The sequence below is a fragment of the Nocardia sp. NPDC047654 genome (assembly GCF_043205035.1).
Taxonomy (GTDB): domain Bacteria; phylum Actinomycetota; class Actinomycetes; order Mycobacteriales; family Mycobacteriaceae; genus Nocardia.
In genome coordinates, this window is record NZ_JBIDDF010000005.1 from 185,233 (window position 1) to 201,808 (window position 16,576).

Below are 16,576 nucleotides of genomic sequence, written 5' to 3' on the forward strand. Positions count from 1 at the left end.
ATAGTGTCACAATCCGTTATCCGAACGTTACTGTTTTCCCGAACTTATCGCCAAGCCCGCAGCGTCTCGGGCGCGCCGCGGCAAAGTTGGCACCGCCCAGCCTTGAGCGCTGGCACTCTCATGTATAGAGTGCTAGTCGGCACTGTGTGTAGTGCTTGTGCCAGCAGCTTGACCACTGGGCAGGGGTCCCGGCACCCGCGACGACGGGGCTATGCGCAGGGTCAGCATCGTGACCAACCGACGCGTCCGGAACAACGGTTCCGGACGACCGAATCCCCTGAAAGTGGAGGGCTCAACGTGGCGAGCGTGAACATCAAGCCGCTCGAGGACAAGATCCTCGTCCAGGCCAACGAGGCCGAGACGACGACGGCCTCCGGCCTGGTCATCCCCGACACGGCGAAGGAAAAGCCGCAAGAGGGCACCGTTGTCGCCGTCGGTCCCGGCCGGTGGGACGACGAGGGCGAGAAGCGCATCCCGCTGGATGTCCAGGAGGGTGACACCGTCATCTACAGCAAGTACGGCGGCACCGAGATCAAGTACCAGGGCGAGGAGTACCTCATCCTGTCGGCGCGCGACGTGCTGGCCGTCGTCACCAAGTAGCCGATCGGGCACGCATGCGTTCCGCCCCGGTGTCTCTCGTGACCCGGGGCGGAACGCGTTCGGCGCCGACACCCCGGCACTGAAACACGCGGTGCGAGCGACGGGCCCGTAGGCGGCAGCCTGCGTAACCACGGAGGGCCCCGGGAGCACCGCTCATCGGACACGCGGTGCGAGCGATGGGCTCCGGAGCGCCGCAATCCACTACAGGAGCGAATTCCCATGGCAAAGCAGATCGAGTTCGACGAGAAGGCTCGCCGGGCTCTGGAACGCGGCGTCGACAAGCTCGCCGACGCGGTCAAGGTCACCCTGGGCCCGCGCGGACGGCACGTCGTGCTCGCGAAGTCCTTCGGCGGCCCGACCGTCACCAACGACGGCGTCACCATCGCGCGCGAAATCGAGCTCGAGGACCCGTTCGAGAACCTCGGCGCGCAGCTGGTCAAGAGCGTCGCCACCAAGACCAACGATGTCGCGGGCGACGGCACCACCACCGCCACCGTGCTGGCCCAGGCGCTGGTTCGCGCCGGGCTGAAGAACGTTGCCGCGGGGGCGAACCCGATCGCGGTCGGGTCCGGCATCGCCAAGGCCGCCGACGCGGTCTCCGAGGCGCTGCTCGCGCTGGCCACCCCGGTCTCCGGTGAGCAGGCCATCGCGCAGGTCGCGACGGTGTCCTCGCGCGACGAGGAGATCGGCGAGATGGTCGGCAAGGCGCTGACCACCGTCGGCAAGGACGGCGTCGTCACCGTCGAGGAGTCCTCGACGCTGCAGACCGAACTGGTCGTCACCGAGGGCGTGCAGTTCGACAAGGGTTACCTGTCGCCGTACTTCATCACCGATCCCGACAGCCAGCAGGCCGTCCTGGAGGACGTGTTCGTCCTGCTGCACCGCGAGAAGATCAGCTCGCTGCCGGACTTCCTGCCGCTGCTGGAGAAGATCGCGGAGAGCGCCAAGCCCGTCCTGATCATCGCCGAGGACGTGGAGGGCGAGGCGCTGTCGACCCTGGTGGTCAACGCCATCCGCAAGACGATCAAGGCCGTCGCGGTGAAGGCGCCGTTCTTCGGCGACCGCCGCAAGGCGTTCCTCGACGACCTGGCCGTGGTCACCGGTGGCACCGTGGTGAACCCGGATCTGGGCATCACGCTGCGCGAGGCGGGCCTGGACGTGCTCGGCAAGGTGCGTCGCGTCGTGGTGACCAAGGACGACACCACGATCATCGACGGCGCCGGTTCCGCGGCGGACGTGGAGGCGCGTGTCGCGCAGCTGCGCCGCGAGATCGAGGCCACCGATTCCGACTGGGATCGCGAGAAGCTCGAGGAGCGGCTGGCCAAGCTGGCCGGTGGCGTCGCGGTGATCAAGGTCGGTGCGGCCACCGAGACCGCGCTCAAGGAGCGCAAGTACCGCGTCGAGGACGCGGTGAGCGCCGCCAAGGCCGCCGTGGAGGAGGGCATCGTGCCCGGTGGCGGCACCGCGCTGGTGCAGGCCGCGAGCAAGCTCGTCGAGCTGCGCGACTCGCTGTCCGGTGACGAAGCCGTCGGCGTCGAGGTGGTCCGCACCGCGCTGCGGGCGCCGCTGTACTGGATCGCCACCAACGCGGGCCTGGACGGCGCGGTGGTGGTCAGCAAGGTGGCCGAGGGCAAGGAGGGCTTCAACGCCGCCACGCTCACCTACGGCGACCTGCTCACCGACGGCGTCGTCGACCCGGTGAAGGTGACCCGATCGGCCGTCGTGAACGCGGCGTCGGTCGCGCGCATGGTGCTCACCACCGAGAGCGCCGTGGTCGAAAAGCCCGCCGAGGAGCAGAACGAGCACGGCCACCACGGCCACTCGCACTGAGCCGGCCGTCGGGCAGGAAACCGGCAAGGCCCCCGAACCGCCCGGTTCGGGGGCCTTGCCGGTTCTTGCGGCACGGGACGCGACTACCGGTGATACCGAGGAGGTTCCGAAGCTCGACACGCTGTCTGCCGCGGGACCGGAAGGGTCGGCGGATGGTCCGGACCGTCGGGCCCGTACGCGTGGAGCGGGAATGCCTGGCGCGACGCCGGGTTCAGCTGGCGACCGGCGGCTGTTCTGCGGCGATGGCCGCGAGTAGGCGGGCACGCAGCGCGGGCGGCGGAGTGGCCGCCGTGGCGGTGGCGAGAGCGGAGAGCGCTTCTTTGGTGTCTCTGACTTCCCGGATGAACTCCGCGCGTAGCACGGGGTCCTCGCTGTCGAACAGTTCCTGCACTTCTTGATGGTCTTCGTCGTCGATCGATCCGAGCGCGACGGTGTGCGCGAGATCGATCTGGCGTTCGTTCATCTCACGTCACCCCCAAACTTTTCTTCAGTCGTGTCAATCCGTCCCGAATCCGGGACTTAACCGTAGGTAACCCTACGTCGAGGTAGGTGGCTACCTCCGCATAGGTGCGCCCACCGTAGTAGGCGAGCGAGATGGCTTCCCGCTGGGTTTCGGTGAGTGTGGCGAGACCGGCCAGGACGGCCTGTTGGTCGAGCCTGCGCTCGACCTCTTCGGTGACCTCGTCGAATTCGTTGCCGAGCACCCGGATCCCGTAGGCGACCTCGCGCTGGGTGTGGGCCTGTTCGGCACGGACCCGGTCGACGGCGCGCCGGTGGGCGAGCGTCATCAACCACGTCACCGCGGAACCCTTCGCCGGGTCGAAGCTCGATGCCATCCGCCAGATCTGCAGATAGACCTCCTGCGTGGTCTCCTCCGCGTATCCAGGATCGTGCAGAACGCGCAACACCAGACCGAAGACGCGCGCGCACGTCCGGTCGTACAGTTCGGCGAATGCTTCCTGGTCGGCTCGGCCGCAGCGATGCAGAAGCGCGGCGAGCTCGATACTTTCGGCTGCGCGTGCCGTAACCGCAGAATCCACCGTGGGTGGGAAGGCTTCTCTTCGGAACGAGTCGCCCTCTGCGGCTGGCGGCCGCGTTGTCACAACGCTCCATTCTGTGTCATCGGTCACTACCGTAGCGTGCCGCTATGGCCTCCCTTCCGGTGGGGTGCCCACAAGCCCGGCGCGGAACCGGCGCCGTGTTGCGAAAAGCGCCGACACGCCGGATATCTCGGGAGGAGACACGCCGTGACACGCCGAGCACTGTCGCACCGTGCCGGAAACGGCGGAGGCACGGTTCCCGGCCTTCGCTCGGCGGCCGGCCGATCGATGGTGACGATCGGAACCCACGCGCCGACCTCCGGCGCTGAACCGATCACCGTGTCGCGTGAGCGGCTCGACCGGAGCATGTTGCAGTGGCCCGTTGTTTGCTAGGAATTCGACGCCCGGTGGCGTGTGGATGGGAGGGGATTGATTCAGACGGCCATGCGGCGGCGGTTGCGCCGCGCGTGCATCTCGCGCTCGGTCTCCGACATGCCGCCCCAGATGCCATAGGGCTCGCTGACTTTCAGCGCGTGGGTGCGGCATTGCATGAGCACCGGGCAGGTGCGGCAGATCTCCTTGGCGCGCATCTCGCGCGCGGTGCGGGCTCGGCCACGCTCGCCATCGGGATGGAAGAACACCGCGGAATCCTGCCCGCGGCACGATCCTCGCATCTGCCAATCCCAGACATCGGCGTTGGGTCCCGGGAGGTGGGTCGGCATGGGCATGGTGAACTCCTCGTGGTGCGAGCTCGTCAGCGTTGTCGAGCAGTTGTCCTGCAACAGTTGTGGGCCACGACGCCGTGTCGGCGAAGGTGCCCGGGCTCGCCCTTCGCGGTCGCTGCAATTTCGCGCGGCGCCGTCTGTGGCGATGAGCTACGTTAGGTCCAGCCGCGAAATTCCGTCAATAGTTCGGCGCAGCACTTTTCCAAATCTCGCGCTGTGAAATTTAACCTCCGAACTGTTTACTTTTCGCGTTGGTTCCGGCGATACTGTTCGGTTGGCCGGAGGCCCGTTGTATCCGCATGTGTCGTGGGCGATCAGATTTACGCAGGTAGGGCCGCTTTTTGGGGTGCGGAGCCGCTTCGGAGCGGATGGTGCGCGCATGACGGCGGCCGCTCCAGCGGCCGAGGGGGTTCGGGACCCGTGGATCCGAAGATGGCGGAAACGGGGCGGGCAGGTTAATTACGCGAAACGCGCATGAATTCCCGGCGCGGCCGCTCGGCGATTGCCAGGGCTAGATTTACCTAATGGAAACATCCGGCTCGGCGGCGGAAATGCCGAGTGCCGGCCGGTCCGCGGTCGCTCACCTTTCGTCGTCCCGGCCCGCGTGCCGCACAGGATAGAGTGCGCCCGTGTTCGCGCCCGCTCCGCTCGGAGATCCTCACGTCGCGGTCCTCGCCGAGGCCGCCTTCGGCGCCGATCCGGGGCGCGCTGCCGCCGAGTTGCCGCCCGCCTCGGACGCACTCGGCGGGTGGTATCGCGCGGTGGTCCTCGGCGGCCAGGGGCGTTATGCCGCGGCGCGTGCCGAATTGCGAAGGGTATGCAACCACAGCACCGACCCCGTCCTCCTCTCACTGGCGGGAAGTACCGAGGGCTCTTTTCTGCGCCAGCTCGGCAGGCACGAGCGTGCGGCGGCGTTCGACGGGCGGGCCGCCGCGTTGATCCTCACCACCGGCGCGCGGGCGGAAGCCGGCTCCGGGGGTTCTTCGGAGGAGACGGGCGGTTACCGTCCCAGCCGCGCCGACGCGATCTGTGACGCGCTCACCGGGCTCGCCGCCGACGCGCTCGGGACCGGGCGGCTCGCGCTGGCCGATCGGCTGCTGCGGCGCAGCGCGTCGGCGGCACGGCAGTACGGGGCCGGTTGGCGTCCGGCGATCCGCCTGGGCTGGGTGTCCGCCGAAACCGCCCTGGCAGCAGGTGATTTCGAGACGGCGGCGGCGCACGCGGCGACCGCGCTCGAGCTGGCCGACCGATCCCCGTCGGTGCGGCACCAGGTCAAGTCCCGCCTGCTGGTCGCCGCGGCCGACGTGGCCCGCGACGCCCGTGGACGATCCGGTGTCTCAGCCGAGGACGTCGCCGAGCAGTGCCGCGAACACGGACTGCTGCCGTTGCGCTGGGCTTGTGCCATGCTCCGCGCCGGTTCCGGCGCACCGGATGCGGCGGCCGAGGCGGCCGAGTGTGCCGCGGTCATCGCCCGTGCCGGCGGAGCGTTGCGCCCGCTCGGTGGCGGCTAGGTGATCACGGAGTCCACCGTGTTGCCAAGTTCCGGCCATCGGGTCGCTATTGTTAGATCCGTTCCGCCCCTTCGGTGGAAGCACTGGTCGTCACCGGACCGTGCCACTTGTAACGCCAGGAATATCTCTGACGATGACGCACACGGGCGAAGAGTTGGACCTCGCCGTCGCTGCCGCTGCGCAGGGCGACAGATCCGCTTTAGCTCAGGTACTGGAGATGATCCGCCCGCTGGTGGTGCGCTACTGCCGCGCGCGGATCGGAGCCGCGGAGCGTGGGCAGCTCTCCGCGGACGACGTTGCGCAGGAGGTTTGCCTGGCTGTGATGACAGCCTTGCCCAGGTATCAAGACCAGGGCAGGCCCTTCATGGCCTTTGTTTACGGGATCGCTTCGCACAAGGTCGCCGACGCTCATCGCAATGCCGCCCGTAACAAGGCGGAGGCGATGGCCGAAGTACCAGATGTCATATCCACCGACCAGGGACCGGAACAACGAGCTCTCGAATCAGAGACGAGCAGACAGATGAACCGTTTGCTCGCGACGCTTCCCGAGAAGCACCGAGAGATCTTGATCCTGCGCTTGGTCATGGGTTTGTCAGCGGAAGAAACCGCAGTCGCCGTGGGCAGTACGGCGGGTGCGATCCGGGTGGCCCAACACAGGGCACTCGCGAAACTCAAGTCACAAGTGGCGAGGGCAGGTGAAATGTATGGCTAGGGATGGCGAGCGCGGTCGGGGTGACTGGAAGGCGCGGCTTGGATCGCGAAACAGCGGTCCCTACGCCGAGGCGTCCGGGGACACCGGCCCGGTCGACATCGCCGCGGTACGCCGCGACGATGCTCTGATCGACGCCATCGCCAGCGATGGTCCGGTGCACACCGACAGCGCCGAGGAGTATCAGCTCGCGACGTTGCTCGCGGATTGGCGAGCGGAACTGATCGCACCTCCGATGCCGGCCGAACCGGACCTGGATGCGATCGTGGCCGCGGTGAACCAGGAGATCGGCGCGCGGCAGGTTCGCATCGGGGCGCCCACTGGCGGGCGACTGAGGCTTCTGCGCCCGATCATGGGCGCCGCGGCCGCGCTGGCCTTGGTCTTCGGCGGCATGACGGCGTTCTCGTACAACGCGGAGCCGGGTGATCCGCTGTGGCGGGTCAAGGAGGTCGTGTTCAGCGAACAGGCCCAGACCACCGTGGTGCAGCGTGCGGGCAACGATCTGAACGAGGCGTCGACGCTGGTCACGGCGAATCCCGCCGAGGCGAAGGTGCGCTTGGAGCGGGCCAAGGAGAGCGCCGCGCAGGTCAGCGATCCGGATAAGCGCGCTGATCTGATGGCGCAGTGGGAGCGGTTGCTCGCGGAACTGCGCAAGGTGGAACCGGAACTGGCCGACCAGCTCGAGTCGACGGTGCCCAAGACCACCGATCCGCGCGCCACCCCCGGCACCAGCGCGACCACGAAGCCCAACCAGTCGACCGGCGGGACGTCCACGATCGTGCAGCAGCCGGGCGATGCGACGAAGCCTTCGACCACGGTCGATGCCACCGCTCCGAACGGGGGCGGGACATCGAACGGCGGCGGAACCTCGAACGGCGGCGGGCCGACCACGGTGCCGCCGGTGACCACGGTCCCGCCGGTGACCACCCAGCCGCCGGCGACCGTGGAACCGACGGTTCCGCAGGAGCCGCCGATCACGGAGGTCAAGCCGCCGCCTACCGGTGGGCCCACGGCGGACACCGGTAATCCGTCGGCGCCGCAGCCGCAGCAGCCGCCCACCGCTCCCACACAGGGCAACACCGGTACGAACGGCAACAACAATCAGCCGCCGACCTTCAGCGTGCCCGTCATCCCCAATCCGGGGTCGTTCGTGCCGCCCGGTCGCTGATAGACGAAGTAACCGCATAAGGCAAGAACCGATCGCCGGGCAGGCGGTCGGTTTTTTGTCTTTGCGGCACCGGTCTGTGGGGCGAGGCCCATCTGGCCATCAGTCATCGGCGTGTCGGCCCGCGACGGGGACTCGATGTCCGCTCGCCGAAGTGAGTGTGTGCGTCGAGAATCACATCGGCAAGGCCAGGTACGCGAGCCTCGAGAGGCCCGCGTGCGTATCGGTGAAGGCGGTCTCAGCCGTCGAATCCGTCGAACCCGTCGCCGTGAAAAGCCTCGTTCATCGAGGCGTCCGCGTAGCCCCGGCAGTAGTCCCAGGTGACATACGCTTCCGGCGTCGGGTCGTAGGCGGGCTCGTGCGGGCGGACCGTGCCGTCGACCAGCAACTGAAGCAAGTTGGCGCGCAACATGTCCCAGTCGTGGTAATGGTCCTGCCTGCAGTCTTCGCAGCTGACCACGAGACCGCGGATGCCGCGGTGGGCCAGCAGCGCCTCGTACACCGCGAGGTCGGCGAGATCCTCCTCGACCGCAAGGCGCTCGTGGGGATCCAGCGGTTCGCCGGGCTCGATGGCGTCGAGCGCGGCGGACGGGTCGGAGGGGTCTCCGGCGAACGGATCCGGCGGCAAGCCAGGTGGTAGATGGTCACGCACATCCCCACGGTACGCAGAACAGGGTGGTCTGCGCCAGCGATGCGGCCCGCCAGTTTCGGTGGTGGGCTCACTTCGTCGGTGAGTTCACCGGACAGATACCATGGAGCACAGGCTACGGCGGGTCCCGACCGCACCGCCGCCGAACCACGTCCATCCCATCAGCCGTCACGGCGCAGGTCATGCCTGCGCCGGTCGCTATCGACGTCCAGGAGGGGTCGATCCGAATGAGTAATCCCGTACCGGGCGAACGACTCGCAGTCCGCCCTCCTACGGGTGGCGACGATCCGAACAAGATCGCCATGCTCGGCCTCACATTCGATGATGTGCTGTTGCTGCCTGCCGCCTCGGATCTCATCCCCAGTTCTGTGGAGACCTCCAGCCGGCTCACCAGGGAGATCCGCTTGCGGACCCCCCTGGTCAGTTCGGCCATGGACACGGTGACCGAGGCGCGGATGGCGATCGCCATGGCCCGCGCGGGCGGCATGGGCGTGTTGCACCGCAACCTCTCGGCAGCCGACCAGGCCGCCCAGGTGGAGACGGTCAAGCGATCCGAGGCCGGCATGGTCACCGACCCGGTGACCTGCCGCCCGAACGACACTCTCGCCGAGGTCGACGCCATGTGCGCCAGGTTCCGCATCTCCGGCCTTCCGGTGGTGGACGAGACCGGTGCGCTTGTGGGCATCATCACCAACCGCGACATGCGGTTCGAGGTGGACCAGAACCGCCGCGTCGCCGACGTGATGACGAAGGCTCCGCTGATCACCGCCCAGGAGGGCGTGACCGCCGAGGCCGCGCTGGGGCTGCTGCGCAGGCACAAGGTGGAGAAGCTGCCGATCGTCGACGGCAACGGACGCCTGCGCGGCCTGATCACCGTCAAGGACTTCGTCAAGACCGATCAGTACCCCGACGCCACCAAGGACCGTGACGGCCGCCTGCTGGTCGGCGCCGCGGTCGGTGTCGGTGAGGACGCGTGGTCGCGTGCCATGACGCTGGCCGACGCGGGCGTCGATGTGCTGGTGGTGGACACCGCGCACGGTCACCAGGCGCAGGTGCTGCAAATGGTGACCAAGGTCAAGACCGAGGTCGGCGATCGAATCCAGGTGGTCGGCGGCAACGTGGCTACCCGCGCGGGCGCGGCGGCCCTGGTCGAAGCGGGCGCGGACGCGGTCAAGGTGGGCGTCGGCCCCGGCTCCATCTGCACCACCCGCGTCGTCGCGGGCGTCGGCGCGCCGCAGATCACCGCGATCCTGGAGGCGGTCGCCGCGTGCAAGCCTGCGGGCGTCCCGGTGATCGCCGACGGCGGCATCCAGTTCTCCGGCGACATCGCCAAGGCCATCGCCGCCGGCGCGTCCACCGTGATGCTCGGCTCGCTGCTCGCGGGCACCGCCGAGTCGCCTGGCGAGCTGATCCTGGTCGGCGGCAAGCAGTTCAAGAGCTACCGCGGCATGGGCTCGCTGGGCGCCATGCAGGGGCGCGGCCAGGCCAAGTCGTTCTCCAAGGACCGCTACTTCCAGGACGACGTGCTGGCCGAGGACAAGCTGGTCCCCGAGGGCATCGAGGGCAGGGTGCCGTTCCGCGGCCCGGTCAACCAGGTGATCCATCAGCTGGTCGGCGGCCTGCGCGCCGCCATGGGCTACACCGGCTCCCAGTCGATCGCGCATCTGCAGGAGGCCCAGTTCGTGCAGATCACCGCGGCGGGCCTCAAGGAGAGCCATCCGCACGACATCACCATGACCGTCGAGGCCCCTAACTACACGGGACGCGGTTAGCCCACTAGGTTCATGTACAGGACCAACCGGTCCGTGCATGATGGAGCTTGCCCACCGGCTGTGGCGGAGAGCGAGCCGCGCGGGAGTTGGCGGTTCATTCGTGCTGCCCACCTGCCCCCATAAGTAACCACTGGAGGCGTGAGTCTTACGAGCGCCGTTCGCGGCCCGGCTCGCGTTCCGGCGGTCGAAGCGCATGCGCCGCAGGCGCGAGTCTCGGCCGCTGGACTGCGAGCCATCGAGGGGCCGCGAACACGCAGCGCCGCAGGCGCTGCCAAAAATTAAGGAGATTTCGCGTGCGCGACATGGTGGAGATCGGCATGGGCCGGACCGCCCGGCGTACCTATGAGCTGGACGACGTCGATATCGTCCCCTCGCGCCGGACCCGCTCGTCGAAGCAGGTCTCGCTGTCCTGGCAGCTGGACGCCTACCGTTTCGAGATCCCGTTTCTCGCGCATCCCACCGACGCGCTGGTATCGCCGGAGTTCGCCATCGAGCTCGGTCGCCTCGGCGGGCTCGGCGTGATCAACGGCGAGGGGCTGTGGGCGCGGCACGCCGATGTCGGTGCGAAGATCGATCAGCTGCTCGAGCTGGTCGGCAAAGGCGGTTACGAGCGCGCCGTGGCGTTGCTGCAGGAACTGCACGCCGCGCCGATGCAACCGGACCTGCTCGCCGCCGCGGTCGCGCAGGTCCGCGCCGCCGGTGTCACCGTGGCGGTGCGGGTGAGCCCGCAGAACGCGCGCACGCTCACCCCGGCGCTGCTGCAGGCGGGCATCGACCTGCTCGTGGTGCACGGCACGATCATCTCCGCCGAGCATGTCGGCGACGGGGAGCCACTGAATCTGAAGACCTTCATCGCCGAGCTGGACGTGCCCGTGGTCGCGGGCGGCGTGAGCGATCACCGCACCGCGCTGCACCTCATGCGGACCGGGGCGGCGGGTGTCATCGTCGGCTACGGCTCCTACCCCGGCGCGACGACCACCGGTGAGGTGCTGGGCATCGGCGTGCCGATGGCCACCGCGATCGCGGATGCCGCCGCCGCGCGCCGCGACTACCTGGACGAGACAGGCGGCCGCTACGTGCACGTCATCGCGGACGGCGACGTCGCCACCTCGGGGCAACTGGCCAAGGCGATCGCGTGCGGCGCGGACGCCGCCATGCTCGGAGTTCCGCTCGCCGTGGCGGCGGAGGCGCCGGGTCGCGGCTGGTACTGGCCGTCGGCGGCCGCGCACCCATCGGTTCCGCGCGGGTCGCTGCTGCACGTCGACGATCCGTGGGATCTCGGTGGCGAGCCGGTCGGTGACACGGTGCGCCCGAGCCTGGAGCGGGTGCTGTTCGGGCCGTCCGACGATCCGTTCGGATCGCTGAACCTCGTTGGTGGACTGCGTCGTTCGATGGCCAAAGCCGGTTACTCGGATCTGAAGGAATTCCAGAAGGTCGGCCTCAGCGTGCGTGCCTGAGCTGTGTTCGATTCGCAGCGCACGCGGCGCTGCGTGTTCGCGGCCCCTCGATGGCTCGCGTTCCAGCGGCCGAGACTCGCGCCTTCGGCGCATGCGCTTCGACCGCCGGAACGTGAGCCGGGCCGCGAACGGCGCTCGTAAGACTCGTTTCTCGCGCATGCTTCGTTCGAGTTGATGCCACACGGTTCCCGTTGTTCGATTGATGCTCGCGTGGGTGGGATTCACCGCACGCGGGTCGGTTTCGTCCGTGCGCGCAGGAATTGCTGGATCGCGTGGTTGACCGGCTCGGGGTGGGTCATCGTCACCGCCAGTCGGGCGTCCGCGATCTCGATGAACGTCGCGCCGGACAGTCCTTGGGCCAGTTCTTGGGCGCGTTCACGGTCCATGCCGCTGTGGGTGGGGTGGATCACCAGAGCCGGACAAGCGATTTCGCGCAGGCGATCCAGCACCGAATCCCGGCTGAGCAGGCAGCCGGCCGCGACCTCGATGCCACGACGGTCGCGCACCAGCCAGCGCTGGGTCCAGATCTGGCGGTACCACTCGTCATCGCCGATCAGCCAGGAAGCCAGCTGGTGCACGGCGCGTTCACGGGAGCCGTCGTCGTACCACTCTTCGAGGAATTTCTGGGTGGCAGTGGACTGCTGCGGGGTGGGACCGTGCGCTTCGGTGCTGATCAGGATCAGCGCGGAGACGCGTTCCGGCGCGATCAAGGCGGTGCGCAGCGCGGTGAAGCCGCCCTGGGCGGTGCCGCCGACGACGGCCTGTTCGGCGCCGAGATGATCGAGAATGGTCAGCGCGTCGCGGGCCGCGGTCCAGTAGGTGAAGGGTAGGCCCTCGTCCCTGGTGCGGCCGTGGCCGCGGGCATCCCAGGAGACGATCCGGAACTCCGGTGCGAGCGCGGCCATTTGGGCGGCGAACATGGTGCGGTCCATGAAGAACTCGTGCGCCAGCAGTACCACCGGGCCGTCCCCGCCGCTGTCCTCGTAATGGATGTCGGCATCGATCGCGCGGGCGAAGGGCACGAGCAGAAGGATAACCAGCCGGCCCGGCCACGGGTGACGATTCGGGCGGTCGGCTCGCCTCCCGCGCGAGGGGCGCTGTGCCGATGATTCGCTCGTTTCGCCGCTCACTAAACTGGGTGGGTGGCACAAACCCAGAGACCGGTCCTCGTCGTCGACTTCGGAGCACAGTACGCCCAGCTGATCGCGCGGAGGGTTCGCGAGTCGAGCGTGTTCTCGGAGGTGGTTCCGCACACCGCGACGGTGGAGGAGATCGCCGACAAGCAGCCGCTCGCGGTGATCCTCTCCGGCGGCCCGGCCAGTGTGTACGCCGAGGGCGCGCCGCAGCTGGACCCGCGGTTGTTCGAGCTGGGGCTGCCGGTCTTCGGCATCTGCTACGGCTTCCAGGCGATGGCGCAGGCACTCGGTGGCACGGTCGCGCATACCGGCACTCGCGAATACGGGCGCACCGAACTCAACATCGATGGCGGTTTGCTGCACGGCGGCCTGCCCACCATTCAGCCGGTGTGGATGAGCCACGGCGACGCGGTCACCGACGCGCCGGAGGGCTTCGAGGTCACCGGCACCACCGCGGGCGCTCCGGTCGCCGCGTTCGAGGATCGCGCGCGACGCCTGGCCGGTGTGCAGTACCACCCGGAGGTGCTGCATTCGCCGCACGGCCAGCAGGTGCTGAGCCGGTTCCTGCACGAGCTCGCGGGCATCCCCTCCACCTGGACTCCGGCGAACATCGCCGACTCGCTGGTCGCCTCGGTGCGTGAGCAGATCGGTGACCGGCACGCGATCTGCGGGTTGTCCGGCGGGGTGGACAGCGCGGTCGCCGCCGCCCTGGTGCAGCGCGCCATCGGCGACCGGTTGACCTGTGTGTTCGTCGACCATGGTCTGCTGCGGGCGGGGGAGCGCGAGCAGGTGCAGCAGGATTTCGTCGCCGCGACCGGCGCCAAGCTGGTGACCGTCGACGCGGTGGACAAATTCCTCGGCGAGTTGAAGGGCGTGACCGATCCCGAGGAGAAGCGCAAGACCATCGGCCGGGAGTTCATCCGGTCCTTCGAGGACGCGGTGGGCGAGGTGGTGCTCGAGCACGGCGAGGCCGACGGCGTGGCGCCGAAGGTCGAGTTCCTGGTGCAGGGCACGCTCTACCCGGACGTCGTGGAGTCCGGCGGCGGCACCGGCACCGCGAACATCAAAAGCCATCACAATGTCGGCGGCCTGCCCGACGACCTGGAGTTCGAACTCGTCGAACCGCTGCGGTTGCTGTTCAAGGACGAGGTGCGCGCGGTCGGCCGCGAACTCGGGCTGCCGGAGGAAATCGTTGCCCGCCAACCCTTCCCAGGGCCCGGTCTGGCCATCCGGATCGTCGGTGAGGTCACCGCGGATCGGCTGGAGACGCTGCGCCAGGCCGATGCCATCGCCCGCGAGGAATTGACCGCGGCCGGTCTGGACGGACAGATCTGGCAGTGCCCGGTCGTGCTGCTCGCGGATGTCCGCAGCGTCGGCGTCCAGGGTGACGGCCGCACCTACGGTCACCCGATCGTGCTGCGCCCGGTCTCCAGCGAGGACGCCATGACCGCCGACTGGACCCGGCTGCCCTACGAGGTGCTCGAACGCATCTCCACCCGGATCACCAACGAGGTGCCGGAGGTCAACCGCGTGGTCCTGGACGTGACCAGCAAGCCGCCGGGGACCATCGAGTGGGAGTGATCTCCCGGCGGTAGCCGCTCGGCGTCACCGAGGAGGTCAGCGGGGGCGGTGGAAGGCGCTGTGCAGAATCAGGTGCCCCAGCAGCGCACCGTTGGCGCTGCCTGGGCGGGGATCCGGCGGTGTGGTCCGCGCGGTGGGACGCGGCGGATCGGTGGGTTCGTCGGGGTTCATTCGATTCTCCTGTCGTACGACGACGAGGGGTCCGGCCCGGATGATCGCTGGGGATGAACGTGGCACGGCCCGTCCGGTCGGACGGGCCGTGCGGTCATTTGCGGGGAGAGATCACCAGCAGGATGCCGATGACGATCGCGGCGATCACGACGATCCAACCGATCGGGATCATGCTGGCCGCGGGCCAGGACGCCGGACCGACGAAAGCCCACACGCTGATCGCGATGGACAGCAAACCCGCGATGAGCAGCGAGGCGGCGGGGCCGCGGCGGGAATCGGTCGTCTCTTCGCGCTCGGTCTCAGCCACGTCGCACCTCCACGTTTCCGGCGCGGACGTCGACGTTCAGTTCGAGCACCGGCGCGCCGAGAGTATTCGGACCGCTGATGCCGTCGGTGCAGAGGGCCTCGGCCATGGTCGCCGTGCAGCGGGTGCGGACGGTCATGTCCGCCGGAAGCAGGACGCGGGCTTCGCCCATCCGCACGTCGACGTCCACGGTGCGGTTCTCGGTCAGTTTCACCGACCGCAGATCCAGCGTGCCCGAGCCCATGGTCACCTGATAGTTCGACGCCAGTTCCGCGACGGAAGCAGGTGCCCAGGTGTGGTTGCCCATCGCGGCCTGATCGAACTCGACCGGACCGACGGCGGAGGCGAGCAGGACGAAGCCCGCGAGCGGCGCGGTGAGCACGAGCAACCCGTATCCACGCCGCAGGAACGCGCCGAGCACCAGGCCCAGACCGATCACGGCCAGCGCAGCGGCGGCGATCCGGCCGGGCGTCATCCATTCCGCGCCAGAGGCGGCCGCCGCACCCGCGCCCGCCGCCGCCAAAATGGCCAGGCCGAGCACCACCGGCGTAAGGCGCGAGCGTGGACGCTTCTGCGGCGGAGCGACGACGGTGCGGGCCGGTGTGGGGTCTGGCAGGTCCCAGGCGAGCGGGGCGACGCCGAGCGGGTCCCAGGACGGTGGGGTCGGGCCGCCGATGATCGCGGGGTGAGCGGCTGCGGGGCTGCGCGGGCTCGGAGTGCGGCCGGGCACCCCGGTGCCGGTGTTGTCTGAGGAGACCGGGTTCGCGGGCCGAGACGTTCGCTCGGTGGATATGGCGTCATCCGAGGCGCTCAGCGCGTGGTGCTCGGCGCTGCGGGAAGAGTTCGGTCCTGTTTCGCCGATATCCCCCGGCTCGGTCTCGTCGCCGACCGCGGGCATCGGCCCGACATGGCCGATGGCAGCCGGATTCGATCCGGCTCGGTCACCGACGGCCGCGCCCGATTCGGTTCGCTTGCCGGTGGACGATTCCGGTCCGGCATCGGTTGCCCCTCCGGAGGTCGGCGCCGCCGACTTGTCCAGCACCACGGTCGCGGGGTCGGCGGCTTGCTCCTCTGGGGCGGGCTTGTGCAGCGGGACCGTTGCCGCATCGCCATTCGCGGCGCGCACGGGCGTCTCGGGGACATACGTCTCCGGCAGCTTGGTGTACGGCGTGTACACGGAGGTCGGCGGCACGTACAGGTCACCGACGGTCCGGGTCGCGCCCTGCGGGAAGACCGCGCCGGGGTAGCCGGTGGCGGTGATCCCGCCGTCCGGGGCGAATCCGCCGAACGCCTCGGTGGTTCCGGGGGGCGGGTTGGGTGTGCGCAGATGCAGCATCCACCAGCCGGCCAGCATCAGCGCGAGGCTGATCAGGCCGGATCCGCCGAGACCGACACCGACCGGGCCCATCGTGCTGACCGCGATGGCCAGCGCCACGATCAGCACGATGGTCTTGGTCTGCGACTGCGAGCTGTGGCCCTTGCCGACCAGCGATTCGGCCGCGGACGCCGGGTCGCCCGCCGCGCTCAGCAGCAGCCAGGCCAGCAGGTAGAGCACGAGGCCCGCGCCGCCGAAGATCGTCGAGACGACGAACGCGACGCGAACCAGCACCGGATCGATCTCGTAGCGCCGCGCGAACCCCGCCGCGACGCCCGCGATAGGCCCCTGGCGCGGCAATCGGATCGGCCGGGTCTGCCATATCTGCTGGACCTGGTCGCCGAAGCTCGTTTTCGTCATGTCTCCCATGGTGTGCCGACCCGCGGAATCGGCGCATCGGGGGGAACCCTGAAAAACGGCCTGAACACTTTGGACCGATCCACTGATGTAGCAATTGTTCAGCTATGCCGAGTTTCGCTGATCCGGCCGCTTCTGCCCTGGTCGGCGGGGGTGTCGCTGCTCGAGATCAGGGTGAATCCGGATGGCTGGCA

Annotated in this window: 16 protein-coding genes; 8 read left to right on the forward strand and 8 right to left on the reverse strand. The window is 68.8% G+C overall.

Annotated elements, in window-relative coordinates:
• Window positions 1–297: 297 nt before the first annotated feature.
• Together groES and groL are read left to right on the forward strand one after the other, a co-directional pair.
• Window positions 298–600 carry a co-chaperone GroES gene (groES, locus tag ACGF7Y_RS17980; RefSeq protein WP_028479292.1) on the forward strand — a complete coding sequence of 101 codons (303 nt, stop codon included), beginning with the start codon at window positions 298–300 and terminating at the stop codon, window positions 598–600.
• Window positions 601–819: 219 nt separating this feature from the next.
• Window positions 820–2,430, forward strand: coding sequence for a chaperonin GroEL (groL, locus tag ACGF7Y_RS17985; RefSeq protein WP_393234971.1), 1,611 nt, complete (start codon window positions 820–822; stop codon window positions 2,428–2,430).
• 211 nt (window positions 2,431–2,641) lie between these two features.
• Here groL and ACGF7Y_RS17990 read toward each other — a convergent pair whose 3' ends face one another.
• From ACGF7Y_RS17990 to ACGF7Y_RS18000, 3 genes are all read right to left on the reverse strand, one after another.
• On the reverse strand, window positions 2,642–2,893 hold the full coding sequence (locus ACGF7Y_RS17990; RefSeq protein ID WP_393234974.1) for a hypothetical protein: 252 nt from the start codon (window positions 2,891–2,893) through the stop codon (window positions 2,642–2,644).
• Between the two features lies 1 nt (window position 2,894).
• Window positions 2,895–3,470 carry a sigma-70 family RNA polymerase sigma factor gene (locus ACGF7Y_RS17995; RefSeq protein WP_040864969.1) on the reverse strand — a complete coding sequence of 192 codons (576 nt, stop codon included), beginning with the start codon at window positions 3,468–3,470 and terminating at the stop codon, window positions 2,895–2,897.
• A gap of 434 nt (window positions 3,471–3,904) precedes the next feature.
• Window positions 3,905–4,198, reverse strand: coding sequence for a WhiB family transcriptional regulator (locus tag ACGF7Y_RS18000; RefSeq protein WP_040865039.1), 294 nt, complete (start codon window positions 4,196–4,198; stop codon window positions 3,905–3,907).
• A gap of 626 nt (window positions 4,199–4,824) precedes the next feature.
• On the opposite strand from ACGF7Y_RS18000, the gene ACGF7Y_RS18005 reads away from it, so the two are divergent.
• The 3 genes from ACGF7Y_RS18005 to ACGF7Y_RS18015 all read left to right on the forward strand — a co-directional run bounded on the left by ACGF7Y_RS18005 (window position 4,825) and on the right by ACGF7Y_RS18015 (window position 7,583).
• Window positions 4,825–5,706, forward strand: coding sequence for a hypothetical protein (locus ACGF7Y_RS18005; protein ID WP_393234978.1), 882 nt, complete (start codon window positions 4,825–4,827; stop codon window positions 5,704–5,706).
• A gap of 133 nt (window positions 5,707–5,839) precedes the next feature.
• Window positions 5,840–6,418 carry a sigma-70 family RNA polymerase sigma factor gene (locus ACGF7Y_RS18010; RefSeq protein WP_040864971.1) on the forward strand — a complete coding sequence of 193 codons (579 nt, stop codon included), beginning with the start codon at window positions 5,840–5,842 and terminating at the stop codon, window positions 6,416–6,418.
• A complete protein-coding gene (locus ACGF7Y_RS18015) occupies window positions 6,411–7,583 on the forward strand; it encodes an anti-sigma-D factor RsdA (RefSeq protein ID WP_393234981.1) in 1,173 nt (390 codons plus the stop codon). The genes ACGF7Y_RS18010 and ACGF7Y_RS18015 overlap by 8 nt, the downstream gene beginning before the upstream one ends.
• Before the next feature lie 235 nt (window positions 7,584–7,818).
• Here ACGF7Y_RS18015 and ACGF7Y_RS18020 read toward each other — a convergent pair whose 3' ends face one another.
• A complete protein-coding gene (locus ACGF7Y_RS18020) occupies window positions 7,819–8,232 on the reverse strand; it encodes a DUF5319 domain-containing protein (protein ID WP_039795739.1) in 414 nt (137 codons plus the stop codon).
• A 224-nt stretch (window positions 8,233–8,456) separates the two neighbouring features.
• Between ACGF7Y_RS18020 and guaB the strand changes: the two genes are divergently transcribed.
• Both guaB and ACGF7Y_RS18030 read left to right on the forward strand, forming a co-directional pair.
• Window positions 8,457–10,001 carry an IMP dehydrogenase gene (guaB, locus tag ACGF7Y_RS18025; RefSeq protein WP_281032502.1) on the forward strand — a complete coding sequence of 515 codons (1,545 nt, stop codon included), beginning with the start codon at window positions 8,457–8,459 and terminating at the stop codon, window positions 9,999–10,001.
• Between the two features lie 293 nt (window positions 10,002–10,294).
• Window positions 10,295–11,458, forward strand: a complete 1,164-nt coding sequence (locus ACGF7Y_RS18030; protein WP_357044861.1) for a GuaB3 family IMP dehydrogenase-related protein — start codon at window positions 10,295–10,297, stop codon at window positions 11,456–11,458.
• A gap of 221 nt (window positions 11,459–11,679) precedes the next feature.
• Here ACGF7Y_RS18030 and ACGF7Y_RS18035 read toward each other — a convergent pair whose 3' ends face one another.
• Complete coding sequence (locus ACGF7Y_RS18035) at window positions 11,680–12,480, reverse strand: alpha/beta fold hydrolase (protein ID WP_393234986.1); 801 nt, start codon at window positions 12,478–12,480, stop codon at window positions 11,680–11,682.
• Between the two features lie 120 nt (window positions 12,481–12,600).
• Here ACGF7Y_RS18035 and guaA point away from each other — a divergent pair, with 120 nt between their 5' ends.
• Window positions 12,601–14,175, forward strand: coding sequence for a glutamine-hydrolyzing GMP synthase (gene guaA / locus ACGF7Y_RS18040; protein ID WP_393234989.1), 1,575 nt, complete (start codon window positions 12,601–12,603; stop codon window positions 14,173–14,175).
• Window positions 14,176–14,211: 36 nt separating this feature from the next.
• Here guaA and ACGF7Y_RS18045 read toward each other — a convergent pair whose 3' ends face one another.
• The 3 genes from ACGF7Y_RS18045 to ACGF7Y_RS18055 form a co-directional block, all read right to left on the reverse strand.
• Window positions 14,212–14,346, reverse strand: coding sequence for a hypothetical protein (locus ACGF7Y_RS18045; protein WP_393234992.1), 135 nt, complete (start codon window positions 14,344–14,346; stop codon window positions 14,212–14,214).
• 94 nt (window positions 14,347–14,440) lie between these two features.
• Window positions 14,441–14,653, reverse strand: a complete 213-nt coding sequence (locus ACGF7Y_RS18050) for a hypothetical protein (protein ID WP_063051517.1) — start codon at window positions 14,651–14,653, stop codon at window positions 14,441–14,443.
• Window positions 14,646–16,385, reverse strand: coding sequence for a PspC domain-containing protein (locus ACGF7Y_RS18055; RefSeq protein WP_393234995.1), 1,740 nt, complete (start codon window positions 16,383–16,385; stop codon window positions 14,646–14,648). Before ACGF7Y_RS18055 ends, ACGF7Y_RS18050 begins: the two co-directional genes overlap by 8 nt.
• Window positions 16,386–16,576 lie beyond the last annotated feature (191 nt).

Coding starts and splice junctions, on each gene's coding strand:
- ACGF7Y_RS18010 (WP_040864971.1), top strand. CDS start 5,840: ATGACGCACACGGGCGAAGAGTTGGACCTCGCCGTCGCTGCCGCTGCG.
- ACGF7Y_RS18055 (WP_393234995.1), bottom strand. CDS start 16,385: ATGACGAAAACGAGCTTCGGCGACCAGGTCCAGCAGATATGGCAGACC.
- ACGF7Y_RS18015 (WP_393234981.1), top strand. CDS start 6,411: ATGGCTAGGGATGGCGAGCGCGGTCGGGGTGACTGGAAGGCGCGGCTT.
- guaB (WP_281032502.1), top strand. CDS start 8,457: ATGAGTAATCCCGTACCGGGCGAACGACTCGCAGTCCGCCCTCCTACG.
- ACGF7Y_RS17990 (WP_393234974.1), bottom strand. CDS start 2,893: ATGAACGAACGCCAGATCGATCTCGCGCACACCGTCGCGCTCGGATCG.
- ACGF7Y_RS18045 (WP_393234992.1), bottom strand. CDS start 14,346: ATGAACCCCGACGAACCCACCGATCCGCCGCGTCCCACCGCGCGGACC.
- groL (WP_393234971.1), top strand. CDS start 820: ATGGCAAAGCAGATCGAGTTCGACGAGAAGGCTCGCCGGGCTCTGGAA.
- ACGF7Y_RS18000 (WP_040865039.1), bottom strand. CDS start 4,198: ATGCCCATGCCGACCCACCTCCCGGGACCCAACGCCGATGTCTGGGAT.